We start from the raw sequence: 16,271 nt of genomic DNA on the forward strand, positions 1-16,271 counted from the left end.
GGGTCCGTCCAGGGGGAGGCGCGGCGCATGAGTGAACCGTCCAACTACGCGGTCGTCGGCGGGGGCATCGTCGGCTCCGCCATCGCGCGCGCCCTGGCCCGCTCGGCCGACGGCGCCACGGTCACCGTGCTCGAGAAGGAGCCCGAGCCGGCGCTGCACCAGACGCGGCGCAACAGCGGCGTCGTCCACGCCGGCATCTACTACACGCCCGGCTCGGCGAAGGCCCGGTTCTCGCGCCGCGGCGTCGGCCTGCTGCGCGCCTACTGCGACGAGAAGGGCCTGACGTACGACGAGTGCGGCAAGGTCATCGTCGCCCTCGACGAGGCCCAGCGCGGCCGCCTCGACGACCTGCACAAGCGCGCCATCGCCAACGACGTGCCCGGCGTGCGCACGCTCGACCCCGACGAGCTGGCCGAACTCGAGCCGCACGTCCGCGGCGTCGCCGGCCTGCACTCCCCCTCCACCGCGATCGTCGACTTCGCCGCCATCGCCGCGGCGCTGCTGGCCGACGCCGTCGACGCCGGCGGGACGGTGCGCACCGGCTTCGAGGTGACGAACTTCCACCAGTCGGACGACGAGGTCCGGGTCACCGGCGCGTCCGGCGAGACCCTGGCCTTCGACCGCGTCGTCGTGTGCGCGGGCCTGCAGTCCGACCGGCTGGCCCGCCTCGCCGGCGACGACCCGTACCCGCGCATCGTCCCCTTCCGCGGCGAGTTCGCGCTGCTCCGGCCCGAGCGCCGGCACCTCGTCAACGGCCTGGTCTACCCGGTGCCGGACCCGCGCTACCCGTTCCTCGGCGTGCACCTCACCAAGCGGGTCGACGGCGAGGTCATGGTCGGGCCGAACGCCGTGCTGGCGCTGGCCCGCGAGGGCTACCGCAAGCGCGACGTCGACCCCGCCGAACTCTTCCGGCTGGCCCGCTGGGGCGGGTTCCGCCGGTTCGCCTGGTCCAACCGGCGCACCGCCGTCCAGGAGCTGCGCGGGTCGTACAGCCGGCGACGGTTCGCCGCGGCCGCCCGCGAGTACCTGCCCGAGCTGACCGTCGCCGACCTCGTGCCCGCGCCGGCCGGCATCCGCGCCCAGGCCATGGCCGCCGACGGCACCCTTGTCGACGACTTCCGCTCCAGCCGGCGCGGCAACATCATGTGCATCCGCAACGCCCCCTCGCCGGCCGCGACGGCGTGCCTGGCCATCGCCGACGACGTCGTCGGCGAGCTCCTCGGCGACTGACGCGAACGAGCGCCCGGCCCCGAAGGACCGAGCGCTCGATCGGCGTGCTGGTCGAGCCGGGTGGCTACGGCTTCACGAACCGGTGCCGCAGCGCGAGCGCACCGGCCGCGAGCAGCACCAGCGCGGAGCCGAGCAGCACCGCGGGAGAGCCACCGGTGTCCGGCAGCTCGCCGCCATCGTCGTCACCCTCGGAGGGCGACGGCGATGGGGTGTCGCTCGGGGACCCGCTGGGCGACTCCGACGGAGACCCGCTGGGGGACTCGCTCGGCGACTCGGAGGGAGACTCCGACGGGGTCTCCGTCGGCTCCTCGGTGGGAGGCTCCGTGGGCTCCTCGGTCGGCGGCTCGGTGGGCTCCTCCGTGGGAGGCTCGGTCGGCGGCGTGGTGGGCTCCTCGCCGTTCTCCTCGCCGCACACGAACCAGTGGCTGATGTTCGGGAGCTGACCGCCGTTGTTCAGCGGCGAGACGAACTCGCGGCCCTCGAACGGCGGCTGGGTGTAGACGTGGTAGCCGTCACCACCCTTGACGATGACGGCGGTGATGGTCCATGAGTCGTCGACCTGCTCGATCTCCAGGATCTTCCCGTCGGTGACGGTGCCCTCGACGATGTCCTCGCCGAGCTCGGTGTCGCCGGTGAAGTTCGCACCGGCGGCGATAGCGGCCTCGCAGGTGGTGACGTTGTCGTGATCGAAGAACTGCGGGTCGTCCGGCTCCTCGCCGGCGGCGGCCGGCAGCGCGGCCCCCAGGGCGACCGCCACGCAGGCAGCAGCAATGACAGTGGTACGCACTATTGCCCCTCAGATGTCAGAAGTAGGTGCACACACAGAAGCGCCCCTGCGGAGGCAGGGGGAACATATCGGACACCGGGCGTGCAAGGCAACGAGCGTCCACAAACGACACGCCGGGCGCGTGACCAGGTGGTCACGCGCCCGGCGGGCATCGGTGCGAACTACGGCTTGACGAAGCGGTGACGCAGCGCGGCCGCACCGGCGGCCAGCAGGATCGCGGCGGCCGCGATGAGAACCGTCGGCGAGCTACCGGTGTCGGGCAGGGCCGGCTCCTCGGGCGTCTCCGAGGGAGTCGGGGTCTGCGACGGCGACTCGCTGGGGGTCTCCGACGGCGTCTCGGACGGGGTCTCGCTCGGCGTCTCCGACGGAGTCTCGGTGGGCTCCTCGGTCGGCGGCTCGGTCGGCTCCTCCGTGGGAGGCTCCGTGGGCTCCTCGGTCGGGGGCTCCGTCGGGGGCTCGGTGGGCGGGTACGGGTGGACCTTGCAGACCGTGTAGTTCGCGATCTCAGCGGACTGACCGTCGATGTCCGGGGCGGTCAGGTCAGTGAGATCGTTGGTCCAGAGGTAGAGGTTCGTCTGCTCACCATTGCTCACCAGCGCGGCGAGGTCGATGCCATCGCTGATGTCGGTGATGTCGAGCGACAGGTCGTCATCGGAGACCGTGTCGGTGAACCACGGGTGGTTCAGCGAGGTCCCAGGGGTGGTGTTGCCCTCCCAGTAGATCTCACCGTCAACGACGTCGTTTTTGCAGGAGGTGATGTTGCCAACGAGGACCTCGTCGGGCTCGGCGGCGGATGCGGACAGGGTGCCGACGGCTGCGGCACCGATGAGGGCTGCCGGCAAAACGGCAGCAAGGAATGCGGATCGGCGCATGGTGGTGCCCCTTGAGTATGAAAACGCTCTCATTTCGACATTAAGCGGACGGAGAGTATCGAATCCGCACGCTTGGTCGCAATGTGCCCCGCCTGTCCGTTTTCAGCGACTGTCGCTGCCCTCCGTCGCCAGCGCCGCACGGCCGGCCTCCAGCCGGGCCACCGGAACCCGGAACGGCGAGCACGACACGTAGTCCAGCTTGATCGACTCGAAGAAGTGGATCGAGTCCGGATCGCCGCCGTGCTCGCCGCAGACGCCGAGCTCGAGGTCCCCGCGCGTCTCCTTGCCCTCCCAGGCGGCGATGGACACCAGCCGCCCGACCCCGTCGGCGTCGAGGGACTCGAACGGGCTCACGCCGAAGATGCCGCGCTCGAGGTAGGCCGGGAAGAACGTCGCCTCGACGTCGTCGCGCGAAAAGCCCCACGTCGTCTGGGTGAGGTCGTTGGTGCCGAAGGAGAAGAACTCGGCCGCCTCGGCGATCTCGTGCGCCGTCATCGCCGCGCGCGGCAGCTCGATCATCGTGCCGATGGGGAACCGCAGCTCCGTCCCGGTCTCGGCCGCGACCTCGGCCACCGTCGCCTCGGCCATGTCGCGGATCGCCTCGAGCTCCTGGACGGCAGCCACCAGCGGCACCATGATCTGCGGCCGCGGGTCCAGCCCGCGCGCCAGCAGCGACGCGGCGGCCTCGGCGATGGCCCGCACCTGCAGCTGGAACAGCCCCGGCACGACCAGCCCGAGCCGGACGCCGCGCATGCCGAGCATCGGGTTCTGCTCGTGCAGCCGCTGCACCTCGGCGAGCAACGCGGCCGCCTCCTGATCCGGCGAGCCGGTCGCGTCGCCGACGGCCACCCGCACGGACAGGTCGGTGATGTCGGGCAGGAACTCGTGCAGCGGCGGGTCGAGCAGCCGGATCGTCACCGGGTGGCCGTCCATCGCCTCGAGGATCTCGGTGAAGTCGGCGCGCTGCAGCGGGCGCAGCTCGTCGAGGCCGGCGTCGCGCTGCTCCGGCGTGCGGGCGAGGATCACGTGCTCGACGATCTTGCGCCGCGCGCCGAGGAACATGTGCTCCGTCCGGCACAGCCCGATGCCGGCGGCGCCGAGGTCGCGGGCCCGGCGGGCGTCCTCGCCGGTGTCGGCGTTGGCGCGCACCTCCATGCGGCGGCGGTCGTCGGCGTGGCGCATGAGCCGCAGGACGGCGTCGACGACCTCCTGCCGGGCACCATCCGCCGCGGTCGACGGCCCCGTCGGGGCCGACGGGGCCGCGTCGCCGTACAGCGCGTCGACGACGGCCGACGGCACCACCGGTACCTCGCCGAGGAACACCTCGCCGGTGCCGCCGTCGATCGAGATGACGTCGCCCTCGGCGACCCGGGCGCCGTCGGGCGTGGTGAACTCGCGCGCTCGCGGATCGACCCGCAGCGCCTCGACGCCGACGACGCAGGTGCGGCCCATGCCGCGGGCGACGACGGCGGCGTGCGACGTCTTGCCGCCGCGTGAGGTGAGGACGCCGCGCGAGGCGACCATGCCGCGCAGGTCGTCGGGGTTGGTCTCGCGCCGGACGAGGATGACGTCGTCGCCGCGCTGGGCCCACTCGACGGCGGTGGCGGAGTCGAACGCGGCCCTGCCGACGGCGGCGCCGGGGCTGGCCGCCATGCCGCGGGCGATCGCCGTCCGTGCCGCGGCGGGGTCGAACTGCGGGAACATCAGCTGCGCGAGCTGCGCCCCGGTGACCCGCGACAGCGCCTCGTCGGCGTCGATGAGGCCCTCGTCGACCAGCTGGCCGGCGATGCGGAACGCCGCTGCCGCCGTCCGCTTGCCGACCCGGGTCTGCAGCATCCACAGCTTTCCGCGCTCGATGGTGAACTCGATGTCGCAGAGGTCGCGGTAGTGCTTCTCCAGCGTCTCCATGATGTCGAGGAGCTGGTCGTACGAGGCCTTGTCCAGCCGCTCCAGCTCGGCCAGCGCCAGCGTGTTGCGGATGCCGGCGACGACGTCCTCGCCCTGTGCGTTGGGCAGGTAGTCGCCGTAGACGCCCTGCTCGCCGGTGGCGGGGTCGCGGGTGAACGCCACGCCGGTGCCGGAGTCGGGTCCGAGGTTGCCGAAGACCATGGCGACGACGTTCACGGCGGTGCCGAGGTCGTCGGGGATGCGCTCCTGACGGCGGTAGATGCGGGCCCGCTCGGTGTTCCAGGACTCGAAGACGGCGTGGATGGCGCGGTCGAGCTGCTCGCGCGGATCCTGCGGGAAGTCGACGTCGCTCTCGCGGCGGACGATCTCCTTGAACTCCGCGACCAGCTCATGCAGGTCCGCGACGTCGAGATCCACGTCCGACGAGGCGCCGCGCGCGTGCTTGCGCGCCTCGAGCGCCTTGTCGAAGTGCTCGCCGTCGACGCCCAGCACCGTCTTGCCGAACATCTGGATGAGCCGGCGGTAGGAGTCCCACGCGAACCGCTCGTCGCCGGCGACCGCGGCCAGCCCCTCGACGGAGGTGTCGGTGAGGCCGACGTTGAGGACGGTGTCCATCATGCCGGGCATCGAGAACTTGGCCCCGGAGCGCACCGACACCAGCAGCGGGTCGGTGGCGTCGCCGAGCCGCTTGCCCATGCCCGACTCGAGGCCGCTGAGATGCCACTCGATCTCGTCGGCGAGGCCGTCGGGCTCGCGGCCCGTGGCCAGGTAGGTGCGGCACGCCTTGGTGCTGATGGTGAACCCCGGCGGGACGGGGAGCCCCAGGGACGTCATCTCGGCGAGGTTGGCACCCTTGCCGCCGAGCAGGTCGCGTTGGTCCTTGCTGCCCTCGGTGAAGTCGAAAACGTACTGCACAGGCCGGCCCTCCGTGTCGCGTACGGCATCCAACGAGCGAGTTTCGCGGAGCCTAACGACGCGGACGGAGCGCCCGCCTGGACCACATCCGGACCAATTCCGGCGCGAGCGACCGTCCCGGCCACCCGTGCCCCCGTTCCCCGCGTCCGGCCCCGATCCCATGGTGGGCGGCGCGTGATGCACGGCACACGCGCTGGTACGGACCTCTCCCTACCAGTGGCGGGAGCTCAGCCGGGAGCCGACGAGCCGCCGGGAAGGTCCTCGCCGATGGTGTCGCTGAGCTGGTTCACGTTGAACACCAGCCAGACGAAGATGCCGGCCGCGAGCGCGGACACCACGATGGTGCCGAGCGAGAACTTGGACTGCACGGCCTTGTAGATGACGAACACGATGGCGACGGTGACGGCGACGGTCCGCAGCACCGGCTGCAGGTCCACGGCGGTGGTCGAAGCCCAGTCGAGGAGTCCTGCCTGCATACCGCCAAGATACGGATGAACCCCGCCGGCCCGCTGCCCCTCGCCCAATTCGCGGACGAGGGGCAGCGCCGGTGCCGGCCGGTCAGCGGTAGTTGGTGAACTCCTCCATGGCGATGACGGGCTTCACCCGCGCCTGCACGTCGGGCGTGACGAAGGCGTCGCGCAGCAGGTCGTCGGCGAGGGCGTTGCCGATCGCGCCCATCACCATGCCCTGGTCCAGTGAGAGGAACCACTCGTCGACGGTGCCGGTGCCGACGTTGACGGCGTCGCGGAAGCCCCACTCGGAGTAGATGTCGAAGTCGTCCTCCAGGTTCGCGAGGTTCTCCATCGCCTGCTCGGGGGCGTAGCGCAGCGCCAGGAACGAGGCGTGCGGCGTGACGACGCCGTTGGTGTAGTCCTCGGGCTCGGGCGCCGGCTGGGCCGGCTTGTCGCAGCCCTCCCAGCCGGGGTCGACGAGGGTGGCGTCGTTGTTCGACGGGTAGCCGTTCGGGTCCATCCCGATCGCGTCCACGCCGTAGACGTTGTAGCCGCCGTTGGTGTTGTTCGACGGCGAGAAGCCCCAGTAGCCGTACTGGGCCTCCTCCATTCCGTGCTCGATGTGCGCCTGGACGGTGTTGGGGTGGTTGACGGCCCAGCTGCGCCGGCCCCAGGACTCCTCGGGCACGAACAGCGACGGCATGAGCGCCTCGAACATGCTGCCGCCCCAGCCGGGGACCACCTCGATGCCGCGGTACTGGTAGGCGCCCTCCCAGACCTGCTGGCGCAGGTAGGTGCGGTGCTCGCCCTCGGACTTCTGCTCCGTCCAGCTCCAGTCGCAGGTGTTCGGGAAGCTGCGCCAGGTGCCGAAGTAGGTCTTGCGCGGCAGCTCGCCCTTCGCGATGCCGATGTAGGTGGCGATGCGGCTCTCGCTGACCAGCGTGTCGTAGCAGCAGGGCGCGGCGCCGGTGCTGGGCGCGTAGTGGAACAGGATCCGGTTCACCTCGGGCCGGTAGTAGAACCCGAAGTCCATGCTGTCGTAGAGCGCGCGGGCCGGTTCCGCGAGCTCCGGGACGGCCTCGGTGACGACCTGCAGGCCGGTCGCCAGCCAGCCGTTGTCGACCGACGACAGGTGCGGGACGACGGTGCTGCCGTCGTCGGGCCAGGTGGTGATGACCTCGCCGGTGTGGTGGTCGTACCAGTTGTAGAACTGGCCGCTCTCCTCGTGCCGCTCCAGCCCCTCCAGCGTGCCGAGGGTGACGGCGAGCCGGTCGACCAGCTCGGCGCGCTCGATGATGCCGAGCTCCTCGGCGACGACGGCGCTCCACATGTAGGCGCCGATGTTGGTGGTCGACGTCTGCACGCTGGTGGTGCCGTCGTGCTTGAGCTTGTCCGCGGGCATCCCGCTGGCCTCGTCCGTCATCGCGACGAACGACGCCCAGGTGTCCTCGGCGTAGCGCTGCAGCGTGGCGCGGTCGGCGGCGGACAGGCCGTCGGCGGGCCGGGCCGCGACGGTCGGTGTGGCCTGGGTGGGCAGGGCCAGGCCGGCCGCCAGGGCCAGGGCGGCCCCCGCGGCGACGGCCTTCGCGCTTCGTCGTAGGTGCATGAACAGTCCTTTCCGGGGTGGACGGGGTCAGCTGCCGGCGGGCCGGCTGCGGCCGGCGGCGGCGATGATCTCGTTGCGCTCGGTGCGCGTCAGCACGCCGTCGTGCACGAGGTGCTGGGTCACGCTGCGGACGTGCATGAGGAACCGGCCCTCGCTCGGCCACTCGGCCTCGTCCTCGATGAGGTCCTCGACGGTGCAGCCGTCCTCGCGCTCGTGGTTGGTGACGCCGGAGTCGACGTCGCGGATGACGACGGTCGGGCTCTCGTCGGAGTCGGGGCAGGCGTCCGGCGGCCCGGACTCGAGCACGTGGAACCAGTCGAACGCGACGGTGGTCGCCTGCGTCTGCTCCTGGCCGAACGCGTAGAGCCCGACGTCGGCCGTGGCCAGCCGGTCGTTCTCGATGACGCCCACCTGCTCGAAGTTCACGCCGTCGGCGCTGTACCAGCCGGTGTACGTCGTGCCGGACTTCTCCAGCCGCAGCCACCAGGTGGTGACGTCGGCGGGCAGCGTGACCTCGGGGAACGCCGGCTGGAAGATGTCGTCGATCTCGTGGCGCATCTCGATCTTGCGCTCGCACGGCTCTCCGACCGGCGAGGTGCCGACGTAGTCCAGCTTGAGGAAGGTCTGGTCGCTCTCGTAGACCAGCAGGCCGCCCTGCTGCCAGCGCTCGCATACCGGGCCGGACACCTTCGTCTCGACCACCCAGTCGCCGGCGGGCATGGACTGCAGCATGAGGTTCGGCGCGTTGTTGTGCTGGTCGAACAGGTTGGTCGGCGTGGTGTCGATCTTCAGTTGGCCGCCCTCGACCCGGAACCGGTTGAGGTCAGGCCGGACCACCTGGTCCCAGCGGCAGCCGTCGAGCCGGTCGCCGTCGAACTCGTCGTCCGGGGCGGGGTCGCTGCCCGGGTCGGCGCACTCGATGGGCGGCGACGCCTCGGGCACCGCCTCGACCCGGACGGAGTCGTGCGCCACCGAGCCGGCCGTGTCGGTGACCGTGACCGTCGGCCGGTAGACGCCGGAGAGCTCGTAGGTGTGGGTCACCTCCGCGCCCGTGGCCGTCGTGCCGTCACCGAGGTCCCAGGCGTAGGTGAGCTCCTGGCCCTCGGGGTCGGTGGCCTCGGCGCTGAGCGTGACCTCGTAGGGCAGCTCGCCGGACGGCGGCGTCGCCTCGACCGACCAGATCTCCGGCCGCGCGTCGACCGACACGCCCTTGCCGCGGAACTTCAGGTAGTTGAGGTTGAACAGGCCGGTCGACCCGGGCTCGTGGCGGAACACGAAGAACAGCTCGTGGGTGCCGCCGGGGTCCTCGACCGGGACGGTGACGTCCTTCCAGGACTGCCAGCCGCCGGTCGGCTCGATGAACCCGCTGTCGCCGACCAGGGGGCCGTCGGGCGCGCCGGAGCGGATCTCGATGCGCCCGCCGCTGCCGCCCGACGCGAACCGGTAGGTGATCGCGTCGATCCCGGCGAGGTTCATCGGGTCGTAGGAGATGTAGTCGCCGTCGTCGATGAAGCCGATGTTCTGCCGGCCGCCGCGCGGGTCGCTGGTCGCCTCGAGCTGGATGCCGCTCATCGTCTGGAAGTGCTCGGCCTCCTTGAGCTTGGGCTGCAGGACGTGCAGGTCGCGCCCGGTCAGCGCGCCGACGCCGTCGCCGCCCTGGTCGGTGTAACGCGCCTCGAGCACCCAGAACAGGTCCTCGCCGGCGGGGTGTCCTTCGTCGGTGTTGGTCGCGACGGTGCCCTCGCAGCCGGGCAGCACCTCGACGGGGTGCGCGTGGCCCGCGTGCCCGAAGAGCACCTGCAGGTCGACGCCGTCGCAGCTGATGGTGCCGTCGCCGGTGGAGCCGTCCTCGGCGTCGGTGACGTCGATGTCGAACGCGATGTCGTCGCCGAAGTCGAAGAAGCCGCCCTCGACGGGTGGGTCGAGGGTCACCTCCGGCGCGGTGTTGCCGGCGGTGATCTGGACGGTCTGCGAGCGGGTCGCGCCGTCCTCGGCCATCACCGTCAGCCGGGCGGAGTACTGGCCGGCGACGGTGTACGTGTGCGTCGGGTTCGGGTCGGTGGACTCGGCGCCGTCGCCGAACGCCCAGTGGTAGGTGACGGGCAGTCCGCTCGGGTGGCCGGAGCCCTCGCTGCTGAACTGCACCTCGAGCGGCAGCGCGCCGGACGTAGGGTCGGCGCCGGCCTGGGCGACGGGCCGGGTGCCGCTGCCGGCGTACTCGATGCGGTAGATGCCGGAGTCGGCGTTGTTGCCGCCGAACCCCGTCCCCCACTCGATGACGTACAGCGCGCCGTCGGGCCCGAACGTCATGTCCATGGGGCGCAGGAACTGCATGCTGGTGAGCAGCGGGTTGATGTCGTGGGCGTCGTCGTCGCCGTCGGGCCGGATCTCCCAGACGTCGTTGTCGAACGGCCGCACGTAGCCGTCCTCGGTGTTCGTCCACTCGTAGAACAGCGCGGCGCCGTCGTAGTACTGCGGCCACTTGACGTCGGAGTCCAGCGCGTCGTCGTAGCGGTAGACCGGGCCGGCCATGGCGCCTCCGCCGGTGCCCATCTCGGGCGCGTTGGTGCCGGACTCGGAGCGGCCGTAGTAGATGTCGGGTGCTGTGACGGGGGGCAGCTCGGTCAGGCCGGTGTTGTTCGGCGAGTCGTTGACGGGGGCGGCGCAGTCGAACGCCGGGCCGGCGGTGCTGGTGGCGAAGTCCCAGTCGCGGAACGGGCCGGCGCCGTGGCAGTACGGCCAGCCGAAGTTGCCGGCCGCGGTGATGCGGTTCCACTCGACCTGGCCCTCGGTGCCGCGGTCGGGGTCCGCCTGCGGCGCGTCCGGCCCGTAGTCGCCGACGAGCAGCGCGCCCGTCGCGCCGTCGACCTCGATGCGGAACGGGTTGCGGAAGCCCATGGCGTAGATCTCTGGCCGCGTCTGCGCCGTGCCGGGAGCGAACAGGTTGCCGTCGGGGACGGTGTAGCTGCCGTCGGGCTCGGGGTGGATGCGCAGCACCTTGCCGCGCAGGTCGTTGGTGTTGGCCGAGCTGCGCTGGGCGTCGTACGGCGCCCGGCCCGGCCGCTCGTCGATGGGCGCGTAGCCCTGCGACTCGAACGGGTTGGTGTCGTCGCCGGTGGCGAGGTAGAGGTTGCCGGCGGCGTCGAAGCTCAGGCTCCCGCCGGCGTGGCCCGAGACCGCCCGGTCGACCGGCACCTCGAGCAGCTGCACCTCACTGGCGAGGTCCAGCGTCGTGCCCGTGAGCGTGAACCGCGACAGGCGCTGCTCGGCCTCCGTCCCGTCCGGCGAGTAGTAGAGGAAGACCCAGCCGTTCTCGGCGAAGGCCGGGTCGAGCGCGATGCCGAGCAGGCCGTCCTCGCGCTGCGTGTAGACGTCGAGGGTGCCGACGACGGTGGTCTGGCTGGTCTCGGGGTCGATCATGCGGACCTCGCCGGCCCGCTCGACGTAGAGCACCCGGCCGTCCGCCGCGACGTCTAGCTCCATCGGGTTCGCCGTGCCGGTGTCCAGCGGGACCTTGTCGAATGTGTCCCACACCGTCCCGCCGCAGTCGGCCGCCGTCGCGCCGGCCGCGGTCTCGATGCCGCCGAGCAGGTGCTGCAGGAACTCCGGCTCGGAGTAGCTCTCGGTGGTGTGCCCGCCCGCGGTGTACCAGGAGCGGCCGCCGTCGTAGGCCTGGCACCAGGCGATCGGGTGGTCGAGGCCCATCGGGTTCGCCTCGGGGTCGTACGTCGACTCGTCGAGGCTGGCCAGCACGTGCACGTCGCCACGCGGGTTGGTGCGGAAGGAGTACCACTCGTCGAAGCGCTGCCAGTCCGTCGGGAGGTGCTGCGTGGACGGGTGGGCGCGGTCGGCGACGGTGATGGTGGCGTCCTGGTTGCGCGGATGGCCCTGGAAGTAGGCCCCGACCAGCTCGCCGTACCACGGCCAGTCGTACTCCGTGTCGCTGGCCGCGTGGACGCCGGCATAACCGCCGCCGGCCTGGATGTAGCGCTCGAACGCCGCCTGCTGCTCGTCGTTCAGCACGTCGCCCGTGGTCGACAGCCAGACGACGGCGTCGTACTGGGCGAGGTTCTCGTCGGTGAACGCGCCGGCGTCCTCGGTGGCCGTGACGGTGAACTCGTGCTGGGTGGCCAGCTGCCGGATCGCCGCGATGCCGGCCGGGATCGAGTCGTGCCGGAACGCGGCGGTCTTGCTGAAGACGAGGATCGAGTAGCCGCCGTGGCCCGGATGAGCCACGGCGGTCTGGGCTCCGGCCGCGGTCAGCAGGGCGGCGAGCAGCGTGAGGATCGCTCCCCACACCGCCGATGTGCGTGACGTGCGCCTGAGTCGTCGCCGGCGCGGTCCGGGCTGAGCCATGAGCGGTTCCTCTCCATCGAGTCCCCCTGCCCCCCGGTGCCCGGCCCCTGGATTCGGCTGGCCGCCCGCCGAATGTAACCGGTATCAGTAACCGGTTACGAAGAGATTTCCGTACCAAATGTCCGGTGTCAAGAGGCGGTGCCCAGGCTCCCGTCCTTGTGGTGCTCACTGGAGCTGTGGACAGCGATGATCATCAAGGATCGCGTACGCCACTACGCGTTCTCGCGCCCCACCACGCCTACATGCCTAGGGCGTGTCTAGTGGATCTTGTTGGTTGGTCTCGGTAGAACGGGTTTGTGCTTGATCGACATGACCTGACCGATGTGGAGTGGGCTGGTCTGGAGCCGTTGTTGCCGGATCGGAGTCCGCGCCGGGGCGGTCGTTGGGTGGATCACCGCATGGTGATCAACGGGGTGCTGTGGCGGACCCGGACCGGCGCCCCGTGGCGCGATCTGCCGCCGGACTACGGGACGTGGCAGACCGTGTATGCGCGGCATCGCCGCTGGTCAGCCGATGGTACGTGGGAACGGATCGTCGCTGGGTTGCAGGCCGGGAGCGACACCGACGACGCCGGGCGGTGGGTGGTGGCGATGGACTCGACGGTGGTCCGCGCCCACCAGCATGCCGCGGGCGCGCGGCATGAACCGCCCAAGGATGTGCCTGCCGAGCGGCTGGGGGTCGCCCTGGGCGACCAGCCGGCCCGGACGGGGGGGCGGCATCGAATGACAAGAAGCCGCCGCTGCGGGAAGGGTTGGGTCGTTCTCGCGGCGGATTGACCACGAAGCTTCACCTGATCGCTGATCGCCGCTGCCGTCCGTTGGCGCGGGTGACCACCGCCGGGAACCGCAACGATTCGCTGGCCTTCGAACCGCTCATCACCCGATTGTCGATCCGCCGCCGCGGCGGCGGGCGGGCACGCACCCGGCCCAGCCAGCTGCTGGCCGACAAGGCCTACTCCACCGGGCCCATCCGCGCGTGGCTGCGCAAACACCACATCACCGCGGTCATCCCGACCCCCAGCAGCCAGCAGCGTGGACGCCGCAACCGCGGCCGCAACGGCGGCCGGCCCCCGAACTTCGACCCCGCCGCCTACCGCGACCGCAACACCGTCGAGCGCACGATCAACAAGCTGCGCGGCTACCGCGCCGTGGCCATGCGCACCGACAAACGCGACTTCGTCTACCGCGGAACCATCGACGTCGCCAGCATCAGAATCTGGCTCCGCGACCACCAACGACAAGATCCGCCAGACACGCCCTAGTGAAGGTCGGGTAATCATGGTGGGCGGCCCAGGAACACCGGGAATCCCACCACGTGGACACCACCGGTCGTCGGGAGGGGGTTATCCCCGCTATAGCGAGGAAAAGTCCCACCCGACAACCGCAGCGGCCGCCGCAACCCCGCACCCGTCGCCAGACTCCCCCCGTCCCCCTGATAGCTGCCCGTTCTTAGACCGCGGGGACCCGGGTCAAGTCGAAGCCCCCCAACCACACGGTCAAGCAACCCCAGAGGGCGCCGACTTGAGGCGGGTTCCCGCGGCTAAGAGAATGGGCAGCAGGGGGACGGGGAACCCAACCCAACCCCACGAGCCCAAAGATCAGCCGCCGGAGATGCCGATCTCGGCATCGGCGAGGTCGCCCGCGTCGCAGGTGTCGTCGAGCCAGCCGGCCGGGAGCGCGACCTTGCGCGGACTCCCCTGGCGGCCGCGGGGCGTCCCCAGCTCCGCGACGGGATAGGGCTGCGACGGGTCGAGCTCGCCCAGCAGGACGTCGAGCTCAGCCAAAGAACTGACCATTCCCAGCGACGCCCGGACCTGCGAACCCGCGATGAAGCCCTTGAGGTACCAGGCCATGTGCTTGCGCATGTCGCGCAGGCCGCGGTCCTCGCCCATGAGCTCGGCGAGCAGCTCGGCGTGCCGGCGCATCATCGCGGCTACCTCGCCGAGCGTCGGCAGCGACGGCACCGGCTGACCGCGCAGCACCGCGGCCAGGTCGCGGAACAGCCACGGCCGGCCCAGGCAGCCGCGGCCGATGACGACGCCGTCGGCCCCCGTGGTCTCGAGCATGCGGACGGCGTCGGACGCCTCCCAGATGTCGCCGTTGCCGAGCACCGGGATGGACACGTGCTCCTTGAGCCGCGCGATGGAGCCCCAGTCGGCCGAGCCGGAGTAGTGCTGGGCGGCGGTGCGGCCGTGCAGCGCGATGGCGGCCGCGCCAGAGTCCTCGGCGATGCGCCCGGCGTCGAGGTAGGTCAGCAGGTGGTCGTCGATGCCCTTGCGGGTCTTCATGGTCACCGGAATGCCGTACGGCTCCGCCGCGGCCACCGCCGAGCGCAGGATCCGCTCCAGCAGCCCTCGCTTGTACGGCAGCGCCGCGCCGCCGCCCTTGCGGGTGACCTTGGGCACCGGGCAGCCGAAGTTGAGGTCGACGTGGGCGACGCCGTAGTCGCCGGCGAGGACCTTGACCGCCTCGCCGACGTAGTGGGGGTCGACGCCGTAGAGCTGGACCGAGCGGACGTCCTCGACGTCGGCGAAGACCAGCATGTTCAGCGTCTTCTCGTCGCGCTCGACGACGCCGCGCGAGGTGATCATCTCGCACACGTACAGCCCGGCGCCCTGCTCGGCGCAGAGCCGGCGGAACGCGGCGTTGGTGACGCCCGCCATGGGCGCCAGGACGACGGGCGGGTCGACCCGCAACGACCCCAGCTGCAGCGGGGCCACCTCCGGCAACGTGGTCAGCATGTGGGGAGTCGCTCCAGGAGGTAGCCCTCGACGCGGTCGAGACCGATGCGCTCCTGGTGCATGGTGTCGCGGTCGCGGACGGTGACGGCGTCGTCCTCGAGGGTGGCGAAGTCGACCGTGACGCAGAACGGCGTGCCGATCTCGTCCTGACGGCGGTAGCGGCGGCCGATGGCGCCGGCGTCGTCGAACTCGACGTTCCACCGCGCCCGCAGCCGGGTGGCGAGGTCGCGCGCCTTGGGCGAGAGGTCGGCGTTGCGCGAGAGCGGCAGCACCGCGACCTTGACCGGCGCGAGCCGCGGGTCGAAGCGCAGCACGTGCCGGGTGTCGACGCCGCCCTTGGCGTTGGGCGCCTCGTCGACGTCGTAGGCGTCGAGCAGGAACGCGAGCACCGAGCGGGTCAGCCCGGCGGCCGGCTCGATGACGTACGGCGTCCAGCGCTCGCCCTTCTCCTGGTCGAAGTAGCTGAGGTCCTGGCCGGAGTGCTTGGCGTGCGTGGTGAGGTCGAAGTCGGCGCGGTTGGCCACGCCCTCGAGCTCGGCGAACTCCGTTGTCCCGAAGCCGAAGCGGTACTCGATGTCGACGGTGCGCTTCGCGTAGTGCGAGAGCTTCTCCTTGGGGTGCTCGTAGAGCCTCAGGTTGCCCTCGGACAGCCCCAGCCCGGTGTACCAATTCCACCGCTCCTGCAGCCAGTACTCGTGCCACTGCTCGTCGGTGCCGGGCTCGACGAAGAACTCCATCTCCATCTGCTCGAACTCGCGGGTGCGGAAGATGAAGTTGCCGGGCGTGATCTCGTTGCGGAACGACTTGCCGACCTGCGCGATGCCGAACGGTGGCTTCTTGCGCGAGGCGTTCATGACGTTGACCACGTTGGCGAAGATGCCCTGGGCGGTCTCGGGCCGCAGGTAGTGCAGGCCCTCGTCGGACTCGACCGGGCCGAGGTGGGTGGTGAGCAGGCCGTTGAACATGCGCGGCTCGGTCCAGGAGTCCTTGGCGCCGCACGTGGGGCAGGGCACCTCGGCCATGCCGCCGACGACGGGGCGCCCGGAGATCTCGGCGAACTCGTCCTCGAGCTGGTCGGCGCGGTAACGGCGGTGGCAGGCCTGGCACTCGACGAGGGGGTCGACGAACTCCTCGACGTGGCCCGACGCGACCCAGACCTCGCGCGGCAGGATGACCGCGGAGTCGAGGCCGACGACGTCGTCGCGCTGCTGCACCATGGCGCGCCACCACTGCCGGCGCACGTTCTCTTTCAGCTCGACCCCGAGCGGCCCGTAGTCCCAGGCCGAGCGCGTACCGCCGTAGATCTCACCCGTCGGGAAGACGAAACCACGGCGCTTGGCGAGGGAGACGATGGCGTCGACGGGCGCAGGCACGGTGGTCACTCCATTCGGGGTCTCGGCGTCCG

General features: G+C 71.1%; 10 protein-coding genes. 2 read left to right on the plus strand and 8 right to left on the minus strand.

The window, feature by feature from the left end; genetic code table 11:
- Positions 1-27 precede the first annotated feature (27 nt).
- Positions 28-1,230, plus strand: coding sequence for an L-2-hydroxyglutarate oxidase (lhgO, locus tag HD601_RS32365; protein ID WP_184829080.1), 1,203 nt, complete (start codon positions 28-30; stop codon positions 1,228-1,230).
- A gap of 64 nt (positions 1,231-1,294) precedes the next feature.
- Here lhgO and HD601_RS32370 read toward each other — a convergent pair whose 3' ends face one another.
- The 6 genes from HD601_RS32370 to HD601_RS32395 all read right to left on the minus strand — a co-directional run bounded on the left by HD601_RS32370 (position 1,295) and on the right by HD601_RS32395 (position 12,069).
- Positions 1,295-1,987, minus strand: coding sequence for a hypothetical protein (locus tag HD601_RS32370; protein WP_184829082.1), 693 nt, complete (start codon positions 1,985-1,987; stop codon positions 1,295-1,297).
- A gap of 191 nt (positions 1,988-2,178) precedes the next feature.
- Positions 2,179-2,889 carry an LPXTG cell wall anchor domain-containing protein gene (locus HD601_RS32375; RefSeq protein ID WP_184829084.1) on the minus strand — a complete coding sequence of 237 codons (711 nt, stop codon included), beginning with the start codon at positions 2,887-2,889 and terminating at the stop codon, positions 2,179-2,181.
- Positions 2,890-2,991: 102 nt separating this feature from the next.
- Positions 2,992-5,712 carry a pyruvate, phosphate dikinase gene (ppdK, locus tag HD601_RS32380; RefSeq protein WP_343076468.1) on the minus strand — a complete coding sequence of 907 codons (2,721 nt, stop codon included), beginning with the start codon at positions 5,710-5,712 and terminating at the stop codon, positions 2,992-2,994.
- 227 nt (positions 5,713-5,939) lie between these two features.
- Positions 5,940-6,188, minus strand: coding sequence for a hypothetical protein (locus tag HD601_RS32385; RefSeq protein WP_184829086.1), 249 nt, complete (start codon positions 6,186-6,188; stop codon positions 5,940-5,942).
- Between the two features lie 82 nt (positions 6,189-6,270).
- Complete coding sequence (locus HD601_RS32390; protein ID WP_184829088.1) at positions 6,271-7,770, minus strand: glucoamylase family protein; 1,500 nt, start codon at positions 7,768-7,770, stop codon at positions 6,271-6,273.
- A 27-nt stretch (positions 7,771-7,797) separates the two neighbouring features.
- Positions 7,798-12,069, minus strand: a complete 4,272-nt coding sequence (locus HD601_RS32395) for a ThuA domain-containing protein (protein WP_184829091.1) — start codon at positions 12,067-12,069, stop codon at positions 7,798-7,800.
- Between the two features lie 353 nt (positions 12,070-12,422).
- Between HD601_RS32395 and HD601_RS32400 the strand changes: the two genes are divergently transcribed.
- Positions 12,423-13,387, plus strand: a protein-coding gene (locus HD601_RS32400; protein ID WP_425503412.1) for an IS5 family transposase whose coding sequence is annotated in 2 segments (ribosomal slippage) — positions 12,423-12,824 and positions 12,827-13,387 — 963 coding nt in all. Because the reading frame shifts where the segments join, the coding sequence is not laid out codon by codon here.
- A 336-nt stretch (positions 13,388-13,723) separates the two neighbouring features.
- On the opposite strand, the gene dusB is transcribed toward HD601_RS32400, so the two are convergent.
- Positions 13,724-14,866, minus strand: coding sequence for a tRNA dihydrouridine synthase DusB (gene dusB / locus HD601_RS32405; protein ID WP_184829093.1), 1,143 nt, complete (start codon positions 14,864-14,866; stop codon positions 13,724-13,726).
- Positions 14,860-16,239, minus strand: coding sequence for a glycine--tRNA ligase (locus HD601_RS32410; RefSeq protein ID WP_184829095.1), 1,380 nt, complete (start codon positions 16,237-16,239; stop codon positions 14,860-14,862). Before HD601_RS32410 ends, dusB begins: the two co-directional genes overlap by 7 nt.
- Between the last annotated feature and the right edge of the window lie 32 nt (positions 16,240-16,271).

The organism is Jiangella mangrovi, from assembly GCF_014204975.1.
GTDB lineage: Bacteria > Actinomycetota > Actinomycetes > Jiangellales > Jiangellaceae > Jiangella > Jiangella mangrovi.